10 protein-coding genes are annotated in these 22,246 nt (G+C 68.9%); 1 reads left to right on the forward strand and 9 read right to left on the reverse strand.

Features of this window, described 5'->3' with window-relative positions; genetic code table 11:
* Window positions 1-36 precede the first annotated feature (36 nt).
* The 7 genes from RYN42_RS00390 to RYN42_RS00420 all read right to left on the reverse strand — a co-directional run bounded on the left by RYN42_RS00390 (window position 37) and on the right by RYN42_RS00420 (window position 14,699).
* A complete protein-coding gene (locus RYN42_RS00390; RefSeq protein ID WP_315092769.1) occupies window positions 37-2,508 on the reverse strand; it encodes a VWA domain-containing protein in 2,472 nt (823 codons plus the stop codon).
* Entirely contained in the window at window positions 2,505-3,638 is a 1,134-nt protein-coding gene (locus RYN42_RS00395) for a PASTA domain-containing protein (protein WP_315092771.1), read from the reverse strand. Before RYN42_RS00395 ends, RYN42_RS00390 begins: the two co-directional genes overlap by 4 nt.
* A complete protein-coding gene (locus tag RYN42_RS00400) occupies window positions 3,569-6,541 on the reverse strand; it encodes a tetratricopeptide repeat protein (RefSeq protein WP_315092773.1) in 2,973 nt (990 codons plus the stop codon). Before RYN42_RS00400 ends, RYN42_RS00395 begins: the two co-directional genes overlap by 70 nt.
* A gap of 581 nt (window positions 6,542-7,122) precedes the next feature.
* The gene (istB, locus tag RYN42_RS00405; RefSeq protein ID WP_315092774.1) at window positions 7,123-7,917 is read right to left on the reverse strand and encodes an IS21-like element helper ATPase IstB; all 795 of its coding nucleotides are present in this window, start codon (window positions 7,915-7,917) and stop codon (window positions 7,123-7,125) included.
* Window positions 7,917-9,140 (reverse strand): IS21 family transposase, encoded by a 1,224-nt coding sequence (gene istA / locus RYN42_RS00410; RefSeq protein ID WP_315092776.1) that lies wholly within the window; start codon window positions 9,138-9,140, stop codon window positions 7,917-7,919. Before istA ends, istB begins: the two co-directional genes overlap by 1 nt.
* A gap of 718 nt (window positions 9,141-9,858) precedes the next feature.
* Window positions 9,859-12,039 carry an alpha-amylase family glycosyl hydrolase gene (locus tag RYN42_RS00415; protein WP_315092778.1) on the reverse strand — a complete coding sequence of 727 codons (2,181 nt, stop codon included), beginning with the start codon at window positions 12,037-12,039 and terminating at the stop codon, window positions 9,859-9,861.
* Window positions 12,040-12,053: 14 nt separating this feature from the next.
* Window positions 12,054-14,699, reverse strand: coding sequence for a glycoside hydrolase family 31 protein (locus RYN42_RS00420; protein WP_315092779.1), 2,646 nt, complete (start codon window positions 14,697-14,699; stop codon window positions 12,054-12,056).
* A 579-nt stretch (window positions 14,700-15,278) separates the two neighbouring features.
* On the opposite strand from RYN42_RS00420, the gene RYN42_RS00425 reads away from it, so the two are divergent.
* Entirely contained in the window at window positions 15,279-17,855 is a 2,577-nt protein-coding gene (locus RYN42_RS00425) for an MGH1-like glycoside hydrolase domain-containing protein (protein WP_315092781.1), read from the forward strand.
* Window positions 17,856-18,117: 262 nt separating this feature from the next.
* On the opposite strand, the gene RYN42_RS00430 is transcribed toward RYN42_RS00425, so the two are convergent.
* Together RYN42_RS00430 and mobF are read right to left on the reverse strand one after the other, a co-directional pair.
* Window positions 18,118-18,513, reverse strand: a complete 396-nt coding sequence (locus tag RYN42_RS00430) for a hypothetical protein (RefSeq protein ID WP_315092783.1) — start codon at window positions 18,511-18,513, stop codon at window positions 18,118-18,120.
* On the reverse strand, window positions 18,513-22,064 hold the full coding sequence (gene mobF / locus RYN42_RS00435) for a MobF family relaxase (protein WP_315092884.1): 3,552 nt from the start codon (window positions 22,062-22,064) through the stop codon (window positions 18,513-18,515). The genes RYN42_RS00430 and mobF overlap by 1 nt, the downstream gene beginning before the upstream one ends.
* Between the last annotated feature and the right edge of the window lie 182 nt (window positions 22,065-22,246).

The following is a 22,246-nucleotide window of genomic DNA, read 5'->3' on the forward strand; positions in this document are numbered from 1 at the left end:
CCGGGCAGGGGCTCGTCGCGTCAAGCAATTCGCCGGTCAGTCAAGCCCTCGCCGGCGTAGGCGTACGAACGCCACCAGCAGGAGCGCGCCGGAGGCTGCCAGGCCAGCGCCGACCCATGCGAACGCCAGCCAGGCGGGCGCGCGCGGCGAGACGAGCAGCGGTCGGCTGTACGTGAACGTCTTCCCGTCAACGCCGACGCCGCTCGCCTCGATTGTGTGCCGACCGGGCGGCAGGTTGGCGGGAAGGTACACAACGTTGCGCGCGACCCCGTCCTGGTCCGACTCGAGCACCGCCAGGACCTGCGCAGTCGAGTGCACCGTGACGGTCAGCGGTGACAAGGGTGCCGCCCCGTGCACCGTCAGGTCGAGGGCCGTCCCGCTGCCGACTCGTAGGGGTGAGAGCACGGATTTCGGTCCCAACGTTGCCTTCGGTGCAGAAGGCGGGCTCTTGGCCTGGACGTAGGGGCCGGCGGAGCTGACCTTGCCCTCGATGGTTGTCACCTTCTTGGACCACGAGACCAGCGCGTTCGTCTCGGCCGTGTACCCGGCGACGGTCGGGTGCATGAGTTCCTGCGTCGTCTCGGTCTTCTTGACGGCGTCGTCCACGCCCCGGAGGTACCCGCCCGAGGCGGTCACGGGTTGGATGAATGGGTCCGCGGAGCACGCGGTGTGGTCGGGAAGGACCGCGTCCTGGACAGGAGCGGCGAAGTAGATCGACTTCCCCTTGGCGGCGAGTGCGTCGACCGCGCGCTTGACTTCCGCGTTCAGGGCGACGACGACTTTGTTGCCGAACTGGACCTCGTTCGCGGTGAAGCCGGTACAGGATGCGCGTTGCCATTGCGGAAGGACCTGCGGATAGGCAAGGACGATCACGGCTGCCGGAGAGCCCGTGCGGGTTGACGGGTTCACGGCGTCCCAGACCTGCTCGTAGGCCAGTTCGAGCTTTGGGCGCGTCTCTTCGGACCCGGAGAAGAGGGGGACGACTTCGTGGAGCGCTTCGATGTAGCCGGCGACTTCCATGACGAACGCCAGGTCGGTCACGCAGTCGTTGGTCGGGTCGACGACGGGCACCCCGAAGGGCTGAAATCCGCTGTAGACGCATCGGCGGATGAGGTCTCCGAAGTGGATGTCGTTGCCGGCCATCGTCATCAGGACCAGTGAGGGGTGGTCTTGGAGGGTGGTGGTCATCTGCTCGAGCTGTGACGGCTGGTCCTTGCCGTCGCTGCGGTTTGTGAAGTCGGCTAGGACAGCCCCCGAGCACGCGAAGTTCGCGACGTTGTCCGTGCCGTAGAGGGCCACGGCGTAGGTCTGGTTGCTGCGGTGGCACGAGGTCTGCTTGGCGTTGGCGAGCGGGAGGTAGTCGCGCGTGCCTTCCCCGGCCGAGTAGGAGTCGCCCAGGATGACGACCTTTCCGTCCCCAACTCTGTTCAGGACAGGCCCGCCGTCCGCGAGCGTGAGGTTCTTCGCGACGATCGTGACGGTCCCGGTGTTGGTCACCGAGCCCAGTTTCGGTGCTGTGGTCGTGACCTTCCAGTTCGCGGTGCCCAGCGTGTGTGCGGCCGTCGAGAATGTCCACTCTCGGTGGACGCTCGCGCCGGGCGGGATGTTGCCGAGCCGGTATGTCGGTGGGATGGCCGGAGGGAACACGGACCCTTCACCACGGTCGACGAACGACAGGGCGACGGTGACGTCGGTCGCTGTCTGGGCGGAGGGGTTCGTCACGGTGACGCCGACCCTGCCTACGACACCGCCGACGACGGGGCTCGATGCGGTGACGTCGGCTCGCAGGCGTCCGATCGCGATGTCGCCCATGAGCTTGTTGAGCTGTGTGCCGTCGGCGACGTCGTAGTAGGTGCCGCCGGTCGCGTTCGCGATGCACGACAGCTCCGTGCGGCCGGCCGCGGAGATGTCGAAGCCCATGGCTTGGACCGTGACGTGGAACCCCTGCTCGACGATGCTTTTGGCGGCCGCGCACGGATCGCCTTCGCAGTTGCTCTCGCCGTCTGAGACGAGCAGGACGTTCGCGGAGTTGATGCCTTGGGCTTTCACGGATGCGACGGCCGCGGCCAGGGCTGAGGCTGTCGGGGTGTTGCCGTCAGCTTGCAGGGCGTTGATCTGCGCTTCGAGGGCCGCAGTGTCGGTCGCGGCGCCGATTTTGCCTGCGGGCACGTAGCCACCCGCTCCGCAGTCGCCCCCGCTCGGGTAGGTCCACAACCCGATCTGAGATCCAGGAGGTTGCTGGTGCACGACGGTGCGCAGCGCCGTCTTGGCGGCGTCGAGCTTGCTGACGCCATCCGCACCTCCTGAGGCGGTCTCGTTCATCGAGCCGGACAGGTCGACCACGACGAGCAGCGGGTCTCCGACAAGTGAGCTGCTCGTGCCGGTGACCAGTGCTGCTGGCAGGTGCGGGTGCGCGGGTTCGGCCGCCGTGCGAGACGCCGCGAACGACCAGCTGGCAATCATGACGGCGAGGCATGTGGCGCCGAGGCGATGCAGGGCAGCGGTCACGGTGCTGGGGTGTTCCAGGCGGTGACGGCGTCGGTGCCGCCGGAGACCTTCGCGTCCGCGATGGCGACGGCGGCGTCGATGCGTTGCTCCGCCGGGGTCAGGTTCGAGATCCGCACCGTGAGACGCAGGGCACCCGTCGTGTCGACGTGCAGCGGGGTCGAGGTTCCATAGGTGACGGTCAGGTCCGCTTTCGGTACCCCATCAGCGAGCACCTCGACCCGAACTCGGGCAGAGGGGTCGACGTCGTCCGGGATGCCGAGCGTCGCGTCCAGGGTGTCGATCGCGTGGCCGATGATCCACGAGGTTTCGCTCGCACTCGCGCGTGCTGGGCAGGTCAAGGTGTTGTCGAGCTGGACACCGTTGACGGACTCCCGGCCATCTGAGCAGCCGCCGGTGACGGTGTCGAGGTCTGTGAGGTACAGCGATGTCGCACCGTCGGCGAGGACGAGCGTCACCTGTGCGGGCAGGTCGGTTCCGGGTGCCGGTTCGATCGAGATGCCGACCCCTGCTGGGGTGCCGGCCAGGTAGGTGCGTCGAAGGGTGACCTCGGCGCCGAGTTGGGCCAGGGCCGCGGCGATGGCCTGGCCGTCTTTGCCTGCGACGTCGGGGACCTTCGCCGTCGTGGACACGGTCAGGAAGACCGTCGCGGGGTCTGCGGTGCCGAACACGGGGTCTTGGGCGATGACCCGCCCGGCGGGGCCAGCCGCTTCGCGGGTGGTGGTCGTGACGGCTCCTGTCGCCACTCCTGCGTCTGCGAGGACCTGGCGGGCGTCGTTCTCGCTCAGGCCGCGCACGTCCGGGGTTAGCACGGTGGCGGTCAAGTCCGCGGCCACGTCGATCCCACTCGCAGTCGGGTCAGCTGCGCCGAGATCGCGGCCGGCCATGGCACGCGCGTTCGCGCCCCACCCCAAGGCGGCCCCGGCGAGGAAGGCTGCGACCACGGTGAGCACGGCGGAGCCGACGAGCGCGGCGAGCACGCGCCGATCGCGTGGCCGTTTCCTGGTCGAGCCGGTCGGCTCGGCAGCAGGATCGGCTGCTTCGGGTCCCTTGACGCTCATGGCTACACCAGGTGGAACGCGAGGATGACGGTGCCCACGGCCAGCACGAGGGTGATGGCCGCTTCGCGCCACTTGCCGAGCCCGAGCAGGGCACCATCGATCGGGTTCACCGGGACCAGGGTGCTGGACGCGACCAGGAGGCTGGCGCCGGCCGCGACGCTCGCCAGGGGTGCACCCGTCGTGCGTGACACGACGAAGCTCAGCACGGCGATGAGGCCGAGGGCGGCGGCTGCGACGCGCACCGCGCGCACCCGTGCGATGCCGTCCTGGACGACGGGTGGCGGTGTGAATCCGACCCCCACCGCGGTCAGGAGCCCGGCCAGCGTGGTGGCTGGAACGGAGGTCGAGCGGACGATGGGGTCCTGTCGTCCGCCGGCGATACGTGAGACGACCATGTGGGTGCCGAACAGTCCGAGGATCAACGCCAGGGCAAGGACCTGCACCCACCAGCCGTAGGTGTCCGACAGCCACCATGCCGCTGCTACGCCCAGTCCCGCCATCCAGTACCAGGCGGGCCGCACGTCTCTGATTCGGCGAAGCACGCCCCAGCGACCGCCGGTCGGGGGTCCCGAGTTCGGGTCACCTCCTGTGCCGGTACGCAGCGCGGACTCCGTCAGGTTGCTGAAGAACGCGTCAGCGCCGAGCACGGAGGCAGCGCGCAGGAGCACGACGAGGATGAGGCCGATCGTCAGCGGGTTTCCTCCGGTAGTGAGGCTGTCGGACTGAGCCCAGTCCGTAGGCACCGGCCGTGAGACATCCAGGTTGGTCTCGTAGACCGTGTCGTCGTACGCGATTTGGGGTTCGGCGTTGCGGAGGTCGTCATTGAGGCGAGCCGCGTGCCCGAGCGCGCCTTGTGCTGCGACTGCGGCGGCCACCCCGGGTTCGTCCGCCCAGGCGGAGCCCAGGTTGAACCAGCCCAGCGCGTAGTTGGGACGGGCGTCGACGGCGTGGGCGAAGGCGTTCACCGCTTCTTCGCGGTCGCCGGTGTGCCACAGGGCGACCCCGAGGTTGTTCCACGAGGAGAACAGTGAGCCGTCCGCGTCGACCGCTGCCTGGTAGGCGGTGACGAGGTCGTCGTCCTGCCCGTCGGATGTGGTCGCCGACTCCCTGCCGTCCCCGGTGGCTGTCGCGCTGCTCGGCGCGCTCGGCTCCGACGGGCTGCTCTCTGCGGGTGCGGCTCCTGCGGCTCGGTCAGCCTCGGCCTTCGCTTCGATGAACAGCGGGTTCGCAGGGTCCCGCGAGACGGCAGCGGTGGCCCATTGCTGCGCTGCGGCGGGATCGTCGAGGGCGAGCTCGACGATCACGCCCAGCTGGTCCTCGGCTCCGCGAAGCAGCACTCCGTGGCCCTCCTCCTGGTACTGCTCGGCCAGGGCGACGGCCGAGTCGAGCTTGACCATCGCTGCCGTGTCGTCACCGGCTTCGTGGTCGAGGCGCGCCAGTTGCGAGAGGGCGTAGAACTCGACCTGCCGGTCGGGGACCTGCTCGAGCGGGATGATCAGCGGTGCCGCTTGAGCGGCCTCCAACGCTTGCCTGGCCTGGTCGTCTCGGCCCAGCTGCGCCAAGGCCGCGCCGAGACGCAGGCTGTCCCACGCCGGTCCGTTGGCGGACTCGGCGAAGTAGGTGCCGTCATCCTCGGGCTCGTTCATCGGCCAGGCGTCGAGTGAGGCGGAGAATGCTTGCGCCGCCGCGTCGTAGTCGCCCAGCAGGTAGTGCGCTTCGCCGAGCCGGTCGAGTGCGGCGGGATTGTCGGGTGACCGCTCGAGCCACGCCTCGGCGACGGCGCGTGCTTCCTCGACGCTCCCCCACATCCGCAGCCCGTTCTGCAGCCACTCGTAGCCGCCGAAGTCGTCCACGGTGCCGGACTCGATCGCCCCGTGAGGGTCTGCCAGGGCTCCGTACAGGTTGGGTGCGTCGTCGCCGTGGTATCCGCTGCCGTAAGCCGACAGAAGCCACCCTGCAAAGTCGTGGCGGAAGGTCGGCACGAACGCGCCGTCCACGACGGTCGACGCACCGCCGCAGTTGGTGAAGAAGCTATCCCCCCGAGCCCGCGAGAAGCCCGGAATCTGATCCAGGTGGTCGGGGTACACGACGCTCGGCAGCACAGCCTCAGGTGGGAATCCCTGAGCCAGGGCCGCGGACATCTGGGCACCCGCGAAGTCGCCGTTGCGAGCATTGACCGCGGCGGCGAGAGCCAGCATGGACGGGGGCACCGCGTCGGTGGGCCAGGTCGCAGTGATCTCAGAGGCACGCTGCACCTCACCTTGTGCGAGCAGGATCCTGACCCGCTCCTGCTCGACCGCCGGGTCCGTGGTCCGCTGTGCGGCGGCGTCGAGCGCCGCTGTGGCACGCTCCAGGGCCGCCCGGGCGGTGAACGGCTGCACCCCGTCGTTGAGGTCTACCAGGGCCTCCGCCAGCAGTACGTCGGCCTCTCCAAGGAAGCCGAGCGCGCTCTGCGGGTGGTCCTTCTGCAGCGCCCGGAACTCCTCCAGCATCGGGGTGCGGTCAGGGTCCGGCTGCCCGTCGTCCCCGCAGGTGCTGTCGTAGGTTCCGAGCAGCTCATTCATGGCGATCACATACCGGATAGCCGGATCGTCACCGCACGTGGCTTTCGCGTCCTGCCACAGCTGCCCGTCGCCCGGGCTGACATAGGCGAACAACAGGGACTGGGCGTGAGCGAGAGCCAACGCCGAGTCGCAGGTCGACGGCCTCTGCTGGGCGAGCCCCTGCAACAGACTGAACGCGATCACTGCGCCGGGTGCGTCCGACCCGCGCAACAGAATCAGACCCGCGAGGTCCAAGACGTCCTCCGTCGAGGCGGACCCCAGAACGGCAGACACTGGCCCGTCGACCCCGTCGTGCACGTACGGGTACTGGTCGCCCTCGGGTTGGACGAAGTCGGCGGCGTCGACGATCTGCTGCCAGTCCGCACCGAACAAGGCCGTGCCGCGCTGCTCGACGGCCTCGTACTCGCCCACCGACGCGTCCAGCTCTCGCGCCGAGTCCGAGAGCAGAGGCAGGTCCGGCACTCCGAGCGCCTCGCTTACGGCGGCCGGCGCCGTGGATGGCGCTGTTGCTTCGGCGGTCTGCGCCACTGGCGGTGTGGGATCCTGTGGTGGGGCCTTCGCCTCGCTCGTTGCGAGCACGCTTTCCAGGCGGGATCGAGCTGCCCCGTCTGCGGCCAACGATGCACCTGTGGGGATTGCTAGGGCGAGCAGCGAACCGACCGCCGCGAGTGCTAGCGCCAACGTGCGACCACGAGCCGACACCGTTCCTCCTCGTCGCTGCGAGCATCAGGGGGAACTGGGGCGCCCGGCTGAGTCGGACGCTAGCAGCGGGCCCTCACCCGGAATTGCTTGTTTGTGGGTGATCTCGTCTCCGTTCTGAACGCCGCCTGCAGTTGCTCAGGAGTGAGGAGGCCGAAGAGCTCTCCGCTCAATCGGCTGGAGGTGGGCTCGGTCCCGGGTTGGTTCTCGAGCGACTGATCCTCCAGGTGTCAACGACGGTTGAAAACTGATCAGGGATCGACGGGCGAAAGTTGACCACCTCGCCTGGTTGTTCAGTCGGTCGTGCTGGCCGCGGGTGGGCGGCCGAGGTCGCGGTTCTTGAGCCGGTAGGAGTCGCCCTTCAGGGCGATGACGTCGGCGTGATGGACGAGGCGGTCGATCATCGCGGCGGCGACGGTGTCGTCGCCGAAGACCTCGCCCCAGCGGCCGAACGGCTTGTTGCTCGTGACGATCAGCGAGGCGCGTTCGTAGCGGGCGGAGACGAGTTGGAAGAACAGGTTCGCTGCTTCGGGTTCGAACGGGATGTAGCCGACCTCGTCGATGACCAGCAGCGGGTAGCGGCCCAGGCGGCGGAGCTCGTCTTGCAGGCGTCCGTCGTGGTGGGCCGTCGCGAGCCGGTCGACCCACTCGGAGGCGGTCGCGAACAGGACCCGGTGCCCGGCTTGGCAGGCGCGGATCGCGATCCCGGTCGCGAGGTGGGTCTTGCCGGTGCCGGGCGGGCCGAGGAACACGACGTTCTCCCGGGCGGCCACGAAGTCCAGGGTGCCCAGGTGGGCGATCTGGTCGCGGGGCAGGCCGCGGGCGTGCTCGTAGTCGAAGTCCTCCAACGACTTGCGCCCCGGGAACCGTGCGGCGCGGATGCGCCCTTCGCCGCCGTGGGCTTCGCGGGCGGCGACCTCGCGTTGCAGGCAGGCCGCGAGGAACTCCTCGTGGGTCCAGGACTCGGCCCGGGCGCGTTCAGCGAGCCGGTCGACCGCTTCACGCAGGGTCGGTGCCTTCAACGCGCGGGTGAGGAACGCGAGCTCGGCGGACACGTCGCGGGTGTTGGTCTTGGTCGCGGCGCCCATCAGGCCACGTCCGTCAAGCCGAACGCCGCGTCGTAGGCGCTCAGGTCACGTTGCTCGACGTCGTCGGCGGGTGCAGCGGCCGGCCGGTGGGCTGCGACCTGGGCCATCGCCAGCGCAGCGTCGCGGTGGGCCGGGTCGGTGATGGTCTGCCAACGCGCCCAGCAGCGCGGATGGGACGACACGGTCTTGGTGCCGAGGCGCACGGTGACCTGCTCGAGGTCGGCGTGGACCTCGACGAACCGGCCGACCGCGACCGGGTCGACCGAGTAGTCGTTGGAGCCCAACCGGACGTAGTGGTCTCGCGGCAACCGCACCCTCGTGCGCCAGCCCAGCTGAGGGGTCACCGGCGGCAGGGCGAGCATCGCTGCCCGGTCCGCCTCCCACCGCTGCTCCGGCCGGCAGCCGAGCACCCGATGCTTGCGCGCGTTGGCCAGCCTCAGCCAGTCGAGCAGCTGGGTGTTGAAGTCGTCCGGGCCGGTGAAGGTGCGCCCGGGCAGGAACGAGGTCTCCAAGTAGCCGTTCGCGCGTTCCACCAGACCCTTGGACTCCGGGTCACGCGGCCGACACTGATGGACCCCGATCCCCAAGATCCCGCGGAACGCCTCGAAGTCGTCCGTGAGCTTCGGCTTGCCGGCCCGCCAGGACCCGACCGCGGCCTCGTTGTCCCAGACCAACTCCTTAGGGACCGCACCCATGAGCTGCAGCAACGACCAGTGCCCAGCGATCAGATCGGGCGCCTGGCGGGAGGGCAGCATCGTCGCGAAGGTCATCCGCGAGTAGCCCGCGACCATCACCAGCACCGGCGGTGAGCCGACCTGCCCCGCCCCGAGCGGCACGTCGACCGGCGGGAACCACAGATCGCACTGGACCCGAGCGCCCGGGTCGTAGCTGGTGCGCGTGGCCGGGTCCGGCGGCAGATAGTACGGCCGCAGCACCCGCACCCGGTCCTTGAGCACGGTCAGCGAGTGCTCCCAGCCGATCCGCTGCGCGATCACCGTCGCCGGCATCGTCGGGCACGCGACTAACAGCTCACGGACCTGCGCCTCGACCGGATCGGCCAGCGACCCGCGCGCTGGCCGCTCGTACTTCGGCGGACGATCAGAGGCGAGCGCCTTCTTGACCGTGTTCCGCGCGATCCCGAGCCGGCGCGCGATCGCCGAGATCGCCATGCCCTCGACGCGACGCAGCCGACGGACCTCTGCCCAGTCCTCCACACCGATCACCCTCCGCAGGATCGCGGCAAGGTGGTCAGATTTCAGCCGTCGATCCCTGATCAGTCTTCAGGCGTCGACGACACCAGGCGGAAGCCGAAGTCCGATGGCTTGACCACATCGACGCCGAGTGGGTCAAGGCCACGGACGAAACGCCGGACCCGCGCGAGGCGTTCGCCGACGTGGCTGACGCGTCGACCGTCGGGCCAAGCCGTATTTGAAGTAAGGAGGCCCGATTTTCAAACTATCTGCATCTCGACACTTGCATTGTCGAGATGCGGGGCTGATTGACCGACGGTGAGCGTCCTACTTTGCTGAAAGCCGCCTCCGCAGCTGCTTGCGGTCAAACTACGAGCTGCGGCGCCGCGACTTCGAGGCGCCGGATGTCAGCGCTGACGCACCCTGGGCCGTTGCCCCGGCCGGTGCACGGCTCGCGGCCCGGCCCTCCTGTGTGCCCAGGGCTTCGGGACGTCCGGCACCGGGGTGCTGTGAGCTGCGGAACAACGCGATGACGACCACGCGTGACCGGGTTGCCCGAGACGTTCTGTATGGACGACCGCGCGCACTTCGCGTCCTCCGGGCGCGGGGGATGCACGTCCCAGTGGGGCTCAAGACGCAGGGGGTCCGGCAGGGATCGTGGGTCACGTGCGTGCCCGAGCTGCGGCATGAGCGGTCGCGCGTGACCGCACCCCCACTTCGGGACGGGGGGGTGCGGTCAGCGACGCTTGGGTCAGGCCGGGTTACGGACCACCCGGGTGACGGTGGGTGAGGTACTGGTGTGGCCGGAGTTGTCGGTCACCACGGCGGCGAACTGCAGGCGTGTGCCGAGCGGGTGCGCGGTGACGTCGTAGTAGACCGAGTAGTTCGGGTTGTCGTCGGAGCCGATGAGGGTCCATTCCTGGGTTCCGGCGACCCGGACGGCAAAGGACACCGTCGCGTACCCGTTGCCCGTCACGGTCGCCTCGATCTGCTGGCGTCCGCTGACCCCGGGCCCGACGGGCAGGTTGGTGATCCGGACCGTCGGTGCCGCCTGACTGGCTGCCACGGGCACGGATGCCTTGAACACCTGCGCGGACAGGCGAGGCACGGTGACGGTCAGGGTCGAGTCGGCTGCGGTCTGCAGCGTCGTGTTCCCTGCCGGGTACACCCGAGCAAACGGCATCTCGGCCGAGTAGGTCGGGATCGCCACCGTCTTGTCCTCGGTGCTGTTGTTCAGCGCGACGACGTACTCGACCTGCTCGGTGGCGCCGATGCGGCTGAACGCGTACACGCCCGCTTCGCCCGAGGCGTACCGCTCCACCTGGGTGCCGTTGCGCAGAGCCGGGTGGGCCTCGGTGACGTTGCTGAGCCGCTGGATGTACCGGAACATCGGGTGCCGGGTGTCCCAGTTGTCCTGCGCCATCGTCGAGATCGTCCCGATGAGGTCGTCGTCGAGGTACTCGGGCACCTGCGAGGCGAACATGCTCTGCCGGGCGAATTGGTCCATGCCGTCCTGGTCACCTTCGGAGGCGAAGCCCTGCTCGTCGCCGTAGTAGACGACCGGGTTGCCGCGGGCCAGGAACAGCAGCTCGTGGGCCAGCTCCATGCGGCGTAGCTGCTCCCAGTCGGAGCTGCCCGGGTTGTCGGCCCGGATCATCCAGCCGATCCGGCCGCGGTCGTGGTTGTCCACGAACGTGGTGAGCTGGTAGGCGTTCGAGTCGTGGTCGGTGAACCAGTCGTCGTTCGCGAACAGCTCGCGCAGCGACGATGCCGGAGCAGTCGACTGGGACGCGAACGCACGCGCCTGGCCTTGGAACGAGAAGTCCAACACCGACTGGTACTTGTCCCTGGTTGTGTACATGGACAGCTCGACCTCGTCCTCCACGGCGGCTTCGCCGAACATGAAGAACTCCGGCTTCCCGTTGGCGCGGGCGTAGTCGAGGATCCCGTCGTTGAACGCCTGCCAGAACTCGCCGTTGACGTGACGGGTGGTGTCGATGCGGTAGCCGTCGATGCCGTAGTCGTCGATCCACTTGCGGTAGATCTGCACGAACCCTTCGGAGACCTCCGGGCGCTCGGTGAACAGGTCGTCCAGGCCGAAGAAGTCGCCGTACAGCGAGTTCTCCCCCTCGAAGGTCGTCTCCCCACGGTTGTGGTACATCGTCACGTCGTTGAGCCAGGCCGGTGACTTGGCCACCTCGTCCCCCGGCTGCCGGAAGGTCGGGGTGTACGGGAAGCTCACCTGCGGGTCGAGTGCCGGGAAGTCCGGCTGCTGGGCGTAGTCCCGGTCGTCGAACGGCTCGCCCGCCGCGTCCTTGTACGGCACCTCGGACTTCGGGATGTACGGCTGGGACTCGCCCTCTTCGTAGGTGATGACGTCGCCGGTGTGGTTGGCGACGATGTCGAAGAACACCTTCATGCCCTTGGCGTGGGCGGCGTCGACGAGGTCGCGCAGATCCTGCTCGGTGCCGACGTGCGGGTCGACCTGGTCGAACTTGGTGATCCAGTACCCGTGATACGACGCGGTCTGGTTCGGCGCTTCACCGAAGATCCAGTCGTTGTACATCGGTGGGGTGATCCAGATGGAGGTCATCCCGAGCGACTGGATGTAGTCCAGCTTGGAGGTGACCCCCTTCAGGTCTCCGCCGTTGTAGTAGGCGCGGCTGGTCGGGTCGTACCCGTTGTCGAGCGGACCGCCCGGAACCCCGCCGGTGTCATTGGACGGGTCGCCGTTGGCGAACCGGTCCGTCATGAGCGAGTAGATCCGCTCGTTCGTGAGCGCGGCGCGCAGGCTCGGGCCCGCCACAGCGGCAGGACTGGGCCCGACCGGTGGCGGCGGGACGGCGAGCGCCGGCGCGGGGTACGCGACGACTGCCGCGCCGACTGCCAGCACCAGGGCCGCACGCCGTGTGCTTCGGTGTCGAACATTCATGGTCTGGCTCCTGCTCAGCGAAGGGCCCCGGAGCGTCCGCTGAACTGCAGCGTGACGGGCTCCGTGGTCGTGGCCGGGATGGTGACGGTGGCGACGCGCTTGTCGGCGTCGTAGGTGACGGGCAGCGTCTCGGCGGTGATGCCACCGTCGGGTCGCATGACGCCGGGACGGGACTGGGTGACCTTGCCGACGACCGCCGTCGACAGCGGGCGCGGCACGTCGTGCACCTTGAGCGTGACCGTGGTGATCGCCGAGTCGTACCCGTCGTGCACCACCTCCTGCTGCAGCCGCACGGAGCCCCCCGCAGACCGGGTCGCGGTGAACCGTGTCTCGTCGTACTCGCCCTGCGTCTTGTCCTGCGTCCAGCCGTCGTCCTCGTAGAACAGGGTGCTGGCCGAGCCGTCGACCCAGGCGTGCACCTCGAGGTCGGTCAGCGGCTTCTCACCGGTGTGCTGCTGCACCTCCCGCATCGGCACGATCGAGTCGGACCGCACGTACAGCGGCATGGTGCCCAGGGGCGCCACCCGGGTGATGGTCTGGCCACCGTTGAACGTCGAGCCGGTCCACCAGTCTGTCCACCTGCTGCCGGCCGGCAGGTACACCGACCGGGAGCGCTGCCCCTCGGTGACCACCGGGGCGACCATGAGGTTCTCGCCGAACATGTACTGGTCGTCGATGTCCCGCACGTTCGCGTCGTCCTGGAACTGGTAGATCAGCGGCTGCTGCACGGGCTCGCCGCTCAGCTCGGCGTCACGGTAGGCGTTGTAGAGGTACGGCAGGAGGCGGTAGCGAAGCTCGATGTACCGCTTGCCGATCGCTTCCACCTGCGGGCCGAACGCCCAGGGCTCCTGGCCTGGCTGGTCCTCCTGGAAGGTGTTGTCGTAGTGCACGCGGGAGAACGGGATGAAGGCTCCGACCTGCATCCACCGGGCCATCAGCTCGGGGGTGGTGGTCCCGGCGAACCCGCCGATGTCGTTGCCGACCTGCGCGATACCCGAGATCCCGATGTTGGAGTTCTGCGGGATGGTCAGCGCGAGGTGCTCCCAGCTGGACACGTTGTCCCCGGTCCACAGCGCCGCGTAGCGCTGGCCACCGGCGTAGGTGTCACGGGTCAGGACGAACGGCCGAACGCCGGGCTTGAACTGGTTGTATCCCTGCACGGTCGACTGCGTCTCGAGGAACCCGTAGATGTTGTGCACCTCGGTGTGCTGGAGGGTGCCGTGGTTGAACTCCACGTCGATCGGGGCGGTGTGGTACGGCTCGCTGAAGACGGCCGGCTCGTTCATGTCGAGCCACAGTCCTTCGACGCCGCGGTCGAGGAGGTTTCCGTGCAGCCCGGCCCACCAGTCGCGCACGTCCGAGCGCGTGAAGTCGGGGAACTTCGACGACCCGGCCCAGACGTCACCGATGTAGTCGGTGAAGTTCGGACCGGTCACCCAGGCGTCCAGGTCGTTCCCTTGCAGGTAGACGTCGTAGTTGTCGTCGACCTTCACGCCCGGGTCGTTGATCACCACGGTCTTGACGCCGAGGGCCTCGAGCTGGGCGTCTAGCTCCTCGGGCGGGAAGTCCTCCTCGTTCCAGGTGAAGACGCGCCAGCCGTCCATGTAGTCGATGTCGAAGTTCACGGCGTCCAGCGGGATCTTGCGGTCGCGGTACTCCTGCGCGACCTCGACCAACCGCTGGCCGGGGACGTAGCCCCACTTGCTCTGCTGCCACCCCATCGTCCACTCGGCAGGCAAGGGCTGGCGACCGGTGAGCTCGGTGTAGCGCGTCAGGATGTCGGCGATCGACGGACCGTTGAAGAAGTAGTACGTCAGGTCCCCGCCGTCGGCGTAGAAGTAGTAGTAGTCGTCGGCCTCGCTGGCCATCTCGTAGTACGAGCGGTGCGTGTTGTCGAAGAAGATCCCGTAGGCGTGGTCGTCACCCTTGAGGCCGTAGAAGAACGGGATCGTGGCGTACACGTACGGGGCTGTGACCGGGAACGAGTAGTTGTCGGTGTTCCACATGCGCATGCTCTCGCCGCGCTTGTTCAGTCCGCGGGTCTGCTCCCCGAACCCATAGAAGTCCTCGTCCGGGTCGGTCTTCTTGACCACGTACGGCTTGCCGTTCTCATACCCGGAGCCGTACCGCATGTCGTCCTCGTTGATGACGTTGCCGGCGGCGTCGAGCATGCGGACACCGAAGCGCTCCTTGAGCACCTCGACCGTCAGGTCGGACGTGACGATCCGATATGTCGTGGCCGAGTCCTCCACGGTGAACTCCACCGGGGCCCAGTCACGCTTGACGATGCCTGGGGAGAAGAACTCCTCCTTGTCCTTGGCCCGGACCGAGACCTTGGCCAGGTCGTCCGTGAAGAGCCGGACCTGGCCGACGAACCCGCCGAGGTCGAACAGCGCACCGTCAGCAGTCGGCGTGACGCCGCTGACGGTCAGCGTCGGCAAAGCGTCCTTGTCGAGGGGGTTCTCCGGGTGCGGCAGCGCACCGGTCGGGTCCGGCCACTCCTTCGCCTCAGCCGCCAAGGGCTGGTCCAACGTGCCCTGCTGGTCACCTCCCGTCTTCGCCCGTTCCTGACGTTCACGCTGGAGCTGCTCGATCTCCGCGCCGCGCTGGGCATCGGGATCGTCGGGCGCGGCGAGCGCGGGACCTGCCGGAGCCAACATCAGGACAGCGCCGGTGCCCAACGCCACCAGCACGGTGGACCGCCGACGAGTGGGTGGAGCGCCAGGACGCGTGAATGACGTGCCGCGGGCATGACGAAGAACAGGCATGGGAGCCACCAAGGATTGCGGTGCCGTCGTGTACCGACGCGCGGATGACGAGGCCACGCGTGAGAGGTGGAGCGTCCCGCTCGGCCCTGAACGGTCGACGCTTCACGACCTGACGCGCACCCCCAGGTCCCCCGCCGGCTGGAGGACGCCCCTGCGCGTCTGAAGATCCGGCAGTGGCGAATCTATGTACGCGCTGTGAGACGTGTCAAACGCTCCCGCGACGTTGTGAGCACTTGGTATGACTTGCCCCAGGAACCTGAGTGCGCGCCCCGGCCGCCGTCACATCTGGTCGGTGGAGCCTTCCTCTTTTTGCTCGCGGTCGGCGCCGGGCGCGAGCTTCGGCATCGCCCATCACGTACTCGATGTGCCGTGTGTTAGAAAAGTGTCATCGCCGCGCCAGGGGGGCTGTGGTGGCGCGCCACGATGAGGTGGCGTGCGGAAAGGCGCGCCGTGACGGCAATCGCTCAACACTTGGACCTGCTCGGACTCGCACGTCGTGAGACCTGCCGACGGCCGGTAGCGGTGAAGCTCGCCGCAATCGTGGCATTGGTTGTGGGCCTGTCCGGTGCGCCGTCCGCAGCCTTCGCCTCGACGGACGTTGGGACCGGCTGCGACCCGGCCCTCACGTCGGGGAGCTACGCGGACGCGACGGGCACCGCGGTCATGACCGTGACACACGTGAGCGACGACTGCCGGCGCAGTTACCGGCTCGAGACGTCCCGCACAGACACGCGCCGGTTCACCGAGGTCGCCGGCAAGCCGACCCTGCGTTCAGGCTCGGTGCTACTCGACGGGCTGTACGCCCTAGCGGTCGACGAGGCACGGGCCAACGAAGTCGACGTGGTCTCCGACCCGGCGTACGACGGTGGCGCGCCCATCGCCTGCGGGAACGGCTGCTACCAGACCGGCAAGGACTGGAGCTACGTCTGGACCCGCGACGTCGCGTACTCCGCCGACCTCGGCCTGGCCGCGCTCGACCCCGAGCGCATGCGCGACACCCTGCTGTTCAAGCTGAGCGAGCGGCGCGACGGGTCGGGCGGAACCCAGATCGTCCAGGACACCGGGACCGGTGGCAGCTACCCGAACTCCACCGACCGCGTCACCTGGGTCATGGGCGCGCTCGAGGTGCTCGACTGGTTGCCCGACAGCGAACGTCAGGCGTTCGCCGCCCAGGCGTACGAGGCCATCGTGAACACCGTCGAGCACGACCGCCGGGTCATCCACGACCCGAAGACGGGCCTCTACCGCGGGGAGCAGTCGTTCCTCGACTGGCGTGAGCAGAGCTACCCGGCGTGGACGGCAGACGACGTGGCCGACATCGCGATGTCGGAGTCCCTGTCCACAAACGTCGTGCACTGGATCGCGCTCGACGCGGCTGCGCTGCTCGCCCGTGATGCCGGGCACGGCGAGGCGGCGGCACGCTACCGCGGATGGGCCGACGACCTGCTGGCGGCCGTGCGCGAGCGGCTCTGGCTGCCGGGCCACGGACAGTTCTCCCAGATGCTGACAACGACGCTGGACCAGTCACCTGTCGACCGTTTCGACGCCCTCGGCACGTCCCTCGCCGTGGTGACGGGCATCGCAACACCCGATCAGGCACAGCAGGCCGTCCAGGGATACCCGTTCACGCCGTACGGGCCGCCGGTCCTGTGGCCCCAGCAGCAGGGCATCGGGGCATACCACAACCTCGGCATCTGGCCCTTCGTCAGCGCCTACTTGGCGAGGGCCGCAGCACAGACCCACAACGACGCTGCCGTGGCGGCTTCCGCCGAGTCGATGATCCGCAGCGCCGCCCTGTTCGGTTCGAACCTGGAGAACATGAACGTCCTGACCGGCGGCACGGAGACGCCCATCAACTCCGAACGCCAGCTCTGGAGCGTGGCAGGAATGCTGTCGCTCGTGCAACACACCACCTTCGGTATCGACGCGCGCCCTGACGGGTTGCATGTCGCACCGTTCTTCCCCGCCCAGCTGCGCCAGCGCCACCTGCCCGGGTCTGACCGCCTGACACTTTCCGGCGTCGAGTACCAGGGACACCAGCTCGACGTCAACCTGCAGCTCCCCGCAAGCGACACCGCAACCGGCGCATACACCGTCACAGGAATGGCACTGGACGGCCAGGAACTCGCTACCGGGACAGCGATCACAGCGGAGATGCTGGACGAGGGAACCTCGACCCTCGAGGTTCGCCTCGGTCAGCCGACTCAGCACGCCGAAACGCTCGTAGTCGTCGATGCCACGGACCCCGAAGCGCTCTACGGCCCACGAACGCCCGCCGTGTCGTGGGTCGCCCCGTCCTCGACAGGCGACCGCCTCGAGGTGGGCATCGACCTTGCCGGTGAGGACCCGGCACGCGTCCGGCTGGACGTACTGCGCGACGGGGAGATTGTGGCTTCGGACCTGGAGGCCTCAGAAGATTCCTTCGCCTGGCTCGACCAGACGTCCACCGGCCTGACGCGCGAGTCGTACTGCTACAGCGTCCGGCTGCGCTACCGATCCAGCGGCACCACCTCCCAGCACGCGAAACCGCAGTGCTACTGGGGCCAGGACTACTCACGGGTCGAGAAGCGCACCGGTGTGGACTTCGAAGCGACCGGGGGTGTCCGGACCGAGAACGCGAACGGTGTCTACTACCGCGACTGGGGCACCCGAGCCGGGGACGCGCTCACTGCGCACTTCCGACCGCAGGCCACGGGCGACTACCTGTTCCAGGTCCAGGCGGCCGTCGGGGGCTCGCTGACCTCGGGCGTCAGCAGCGGCGTGACGATGGCGCGAATCCGTGATGAGGCAACGGGCGATCTTGTGGCCGAGGGAGTACTGGTCATGTCGCACACCGGGAGCTGGTCGGCCATCAACGGGTCGAGCTTCCTCCCGGTGCACCTGCGCGGTGGGTCGGCGTACAGCGTGACGCTCTCGGGTGACCCCCTCGCGGTCAACATGAGCTACTTCCGTGCCAACTCCCTGTACGAGTCGACACGCAACGGACCGTCGAACTTCGCCGACGTCTACGCGATGCAGCTCCTGCTGACCTCCGCCGACCCAGGCTGAGCACCGCGCATCGAGGCACGGAACGAGGACCCAGTCCACTCGCCCGGAAGCAACCCGCCCACGCCGCGGGCGCGAAACTACCGCAAGCCCCAGACCTGGCCGTACTTAAAGTATTCGGGCCCGATTTTCAAACTATCTTGCATCTCGACATGCATCTCGACAGCAACGGCGGAGCGCGGGCGTCTGTTGACCGACCGCGAGCGGTAGCCCTGCAACGCGATCGGTGACTCGGCGGCCCGGCGGAGAGCGGCGCAATGGTTGGCTACATCTCGCGGTGTGCGTCTGGCCGGCATCCGGCGCGGGACACCCAGTCGCTGATTCGAAGTCGGGCGGCAGCGAAGCGCTCGTGCCAGTTCAGCGGCGCGTCGGGGAGCGCGCTCATGGAGTACGCGCCCTGCCATGCGAGCTGGAGTGCAGACAGTTCCTCGATGAGTTCGGGGTGCCGGGTCCAGCACGGGGGCACGGTCCGGTGGTCGAGCCGGTAGCGCTCTGTCAGCCACGTCACCCAGACGTCGAGATCCTCGAGTAAGAGCTCTTGGTCGGTCTCGCTGAACGCGCACCACACGATCGGCGTCGGCGGTCCGATAGGTGCCATCAGGACGCGCCGGGGAAAGAACGCCTGTTGGGCAGCGGACGTCCCGCGGCGTGGTCGGGCCATCAGATCGACACTCCTTCGCGAACAGCAGGGGCCGCCGCGGCGCTCGGCACCCTCGACTGGCTGCGGAGTTCATGCGGCCGCTGCAGGTCGAGGTGGGCGACGGAGGCGGTGATTTGGGCGAGCCACGCGGCTCGCGCGTGGGCGTCGCGAGGTTCGGGTCCGAGTTGGTCGAGCCAGGCGGGCTTCTCGTCGAGGACGGCGTCGGTCAGGGCGGCGGCTCGCTGGCTGATCAGGTCCTGGATGGTGGCCGCCAGGGCGAGGCCATGGTCGTCGAGGCCAGCCGTACTGACCGTGGCGGGGACATCTTGTGGGTGCTCGGCGTGGGCGTGTATCCAGCGGCGGGCCTCGCGGGTTAGCGCATCGACGGAGGGGTCGGCGGCCGCCGAAGCGACCAGTTCGCTGGCAACGGAGGCGGGCTTGGCGGTGAGCGTGGCAACGCGGTCAAGCGTTGCGAACAGCGCCCCGGACTCGGGGGAAGCCTGCAGGGCCTGCACGGTCTCTGCGCTGAGTCCGGCCCTGGCCAGCATCGCGGTCCAGCGGTTCCGAGATGCTTCGGCGAGCAGGGTGCGCCGGATGGGCTCGAGCCTGTGCAACGAGCCTGCAGCGTTCTGTTCGGCGGCGATCTGCGTGGTTGCGGACTGCCCGGCGCTCGTCGTGCCGATGATCGCGGCTAGGACGTCGCCTCCGGTGCTGTTGGTCGGGGCATCGGGAAGGTCGTCGCAGTCGGGGTCGACCCCGTCCAGGGCGACGTAGACGTGGTTGGCGTGTCGGCCGCGGGTCATCGCGACGTACAGGTTCTCGCGGGCCATCCCGGGGTGGGCCAGCACGTGGGCGTGGTCGACGGTGATGCCCTGGGCGCGGTGGGTCGTGCTGGCGTACCCGAGGTCCACGTCCTGGGCGACATACTGCGCTGGCAGGAGCACCGAGCTGGATCCCGCGCTGATGGCGGAGCGCGTCCGGGTCGCGGTGAGGGATCCGTCGGGGTGGGTATGAGTGATGGTCCACAGGTCACCGTTGCGCACGTAAGCGTGACGCCCGGCGCCCAGCGGGCGAAGGGTGCGCTCGTTACGGCGGGTGACGATCCGATCCCCCACACCGAGCTCCTCCCCCGCCGCGGACGCCACGCCGGTCGCGGCGACCAGACCATCAGCCACGCGGTCGCGGTGGGCGCGAGCATTGAGGGCGGCAACGGTGCGTGCGTCGGGGGCGAGCAGGATGGAGTCGATGCCGTCGTCGAGGTCGTCGGCCCAGGCGGTGTAGGCGTCCTCGAGCATCGCTTCGGCTGCGCCGGCGTGGACCCGGTCGTGGTCGGCGTAGTCCTGGAGGACGCTGGTGTCGCCGTCACGCAGGCCGAGGCTGGCGGCGGCTTCCCAGGGGTGGCTGAACCGCCACAGCGAGGTGAGCCGGGCGGCGCGGGTGCGGTCGGCGAGCAGCGCGAACGCCCCACCGGCGTCGATCGCGGACAGCTGCCCATGGTCTCCGACGAGCAGCACCTTGGCGTCCGCGCGGCCCGCCTGAGTGACGATGATGTCCAAGGCGAACGTCCCCGCCAGGGAGGCTTCGTCAACGATCACCAGCTGCCCAGGCCGCAGAGACCACCGCGCCGCCTCCGCGGCCTGCGCGGCAAGAACCGTAGAGATAGTGCGCTGCACCTGCACGATGCCGTCACGTGCGGCGGCCTCGCGGGCGGTAGTCAGTCGTTCGGTCAGGGCGTTGCGCCGCTGGGAACCGTCACCTGCGGACTCGAAGATCCACTTCGCCGTGTTCTCACACCCAATGCCCAACGCTCGGGCCAGCTCGGCCGCCGCCGAGGCGGAGGGCGCGAGCCCCATCACGGAGCCGCGCCCGTAGGTGTGCTCCCAGGCGCGGCGAACCCCGCGCAAGGTGGTCGTCTTGCCCGAGCCCGCCGGTCCTACAAGTACGTCCAAACGCCGCCCGGACCTCGTGACCTGGTCCACGACGTCCCTCTGATCAGGGGCGAGCCTGGTGCTGCCGTCCGCGGCAGCCACGACCACCGCGGCCGCAGTCGTCGCTGGGGCATCGTTGGCTTCGGCGGCCGCGAGCAACCGCGCTTCGGCGTCCAAGACCCGCCGGTCGGTGAACCGATCCTCATCGGAGCGTTCGAAGACCGATGAGCCGTCCCCGCGCCGGTAGCGCGACCCGGACACGAACAACGCGGGCGGCGCGGTCGAGATCGCGTCGCGCAGTGCGGCGGTGGTGACGGCATCGAGCAGGGCGAACCGGTCACTCGGGCTGGCCATCACGAACCCGCGGGTCACCCGCGCGGATTCGGCCAGTACGTTCCACCGCGTCCAGGTCGAGCGGCGCTCCATCACACCCGCCAGCACCACCTGCGCGACCCGGTCCACCACCGCGCTGGGGATCCGGGCTGCGTGCAAGGGAACGGCCCGGCCGCGCTGCAGGACCGCCTCGGTGAGTTCCTCCGGGGTGCGTCCGGTGAGGGTGGTGGCGCGTCGGCGCCATGCCGTCAGCAGCTCCCCGAGGGGGCGGACGTGCTTGCTGGGTCGAGTCGCACGGGTGACCGTTTGACGGAGCCGCGTGATCTCGATCCGGTTCGGCGTTCGGCCGTGGCTGGCGGCGAACCGGGCGACCTCATCGGTCATCGCCTCATCGATGCGACGCGACCGAGTCGAGAACTCCCCCATCAACGCGTCCTCGACGCCGTCGATCTCCAGGCGGGGGCTGCGGCGCGCACCGCGGTGCCGCCACCCCCACCGCACCGGCAGTCGCCGGGCCAGCTCGTCAGCCATCAACGCGTCGTACACCTCCGAAATCGCGACCGTCGCGTGGTGCAACGCCCGGGAATCCAGCGACCGCCACGCCCCGTCGGCGCCCTGCACCTTGTTCGCGACCACCAGATGGGTGTGCAGGTTCGGGTCACCGGCCCGGGAGTCCCAATGGTCGAACCCGGCCGCGATCGCACCCAGAGTCGACTCCTGCCGGCACCCAGCGTGCCCCGTGCGCGTGAACAACGCCCGGTCCTCCAGGAACCCCAACGACTGGCTGACCGCGGCCCGGTGGGCGGCCAGCACCGTGGCCTGGATGCGGTCGTCGGCGACCGCCCACAACGTCGAGACCGACTTCGGCGGAGTGAACGTCATGTCGAACCCCGCCACCGCCTTCGGCGCACCCCGGGCCAGCTCCACCCGGGTGATCGCATCGATCGCCGCCCTCCGCGCTGCAGCATCCATGCCCTCCGCCAACGCCTTGACCTGCGCGTCGACCCGCTTGGCCACCGGATCGCCGATCACGTGGGCGCGCCCCAGCGGGGTGCCGGTCGCCGGGTCACACCCCTGCCCGAACAACCGAGCCATGGGCTGCTCCTCCACCACATCACCAACCTCGAGTCCGATGCCCTCCGCTCCTCCGACACCCGGCAGTCCCGACCCCAGCCACCGGCCGGCCGGGTTCCCGGACGCGGTGTAGTAGTCCGTCAGCGACGTCGCCCCCGAACGGTCGCAGTCCCCCGACGCCGTGTGCCGCAACAGGTACTGATAGCCCGCCCCGGCGGTCAGTCGATGCAACGTCATCACCACGACGCGGCACCGATCGGCGTTGGAACGGCGACTCCCATGCCGTGTAGTGCGCCCGGCGGTGCGTAACACGCGAGCCCGAGCTCATGTGATCGACCCGTGGTGCCAGAGGTGTCATGGCCCATTTCCATCCACGCGACCCTCTTCGAGCTCGTCGCTGCTCGACCTCGCGTGTTACG

The organism is uncultured Cellulomonas sp. (assembly GCF_963527515.1).
Taxonomy (GTDB): Bacteria; Actinomycetota; Actinomycetes; order Actinomycetales; family Cellulomonadaceae; genus Cellulomonas.

Excerpts from the sequence above, each read along its gene's own strand:
- istB (WP_315092774.1), bottom strand. The coding sequence starts at position 7,917 with ATGGGCGCCGCGACCAAGACCAACACCCGCGACGTGTCCGCCGAGCTC.
- RYN42_RS00415 (WP_315092778.1), bottom strand. The coding sequence starts at position 12,039 with ATGAATGTTCGACACCGAAGCACACGGCGTGCGGCCCTGGTGCTGGCA.
- RYN42_RS00430 (WP_315092783.1), bottom strand. The coding sequence starts at position 18,513 with ATGGCCCGACCACGCCGCGGGACGTCCGCTGCCCAACAGGCGTTCTTT.
- mobF (WP_315092884.1), bottom strand. The coding sequence starts at position 22,064 with ATGACGTTGCATCGACTGACCGCCGGGGCGGGCTATCAGTACCTGTTG.
- RYN42_RS00420 (WP_315092779.1), bottom strand. The coding sequence starts at position 14,699 with ATGTTGGCTCCGGCAGGTCCCGCGCTCGCCGCGCCCGACGATCCCGAT.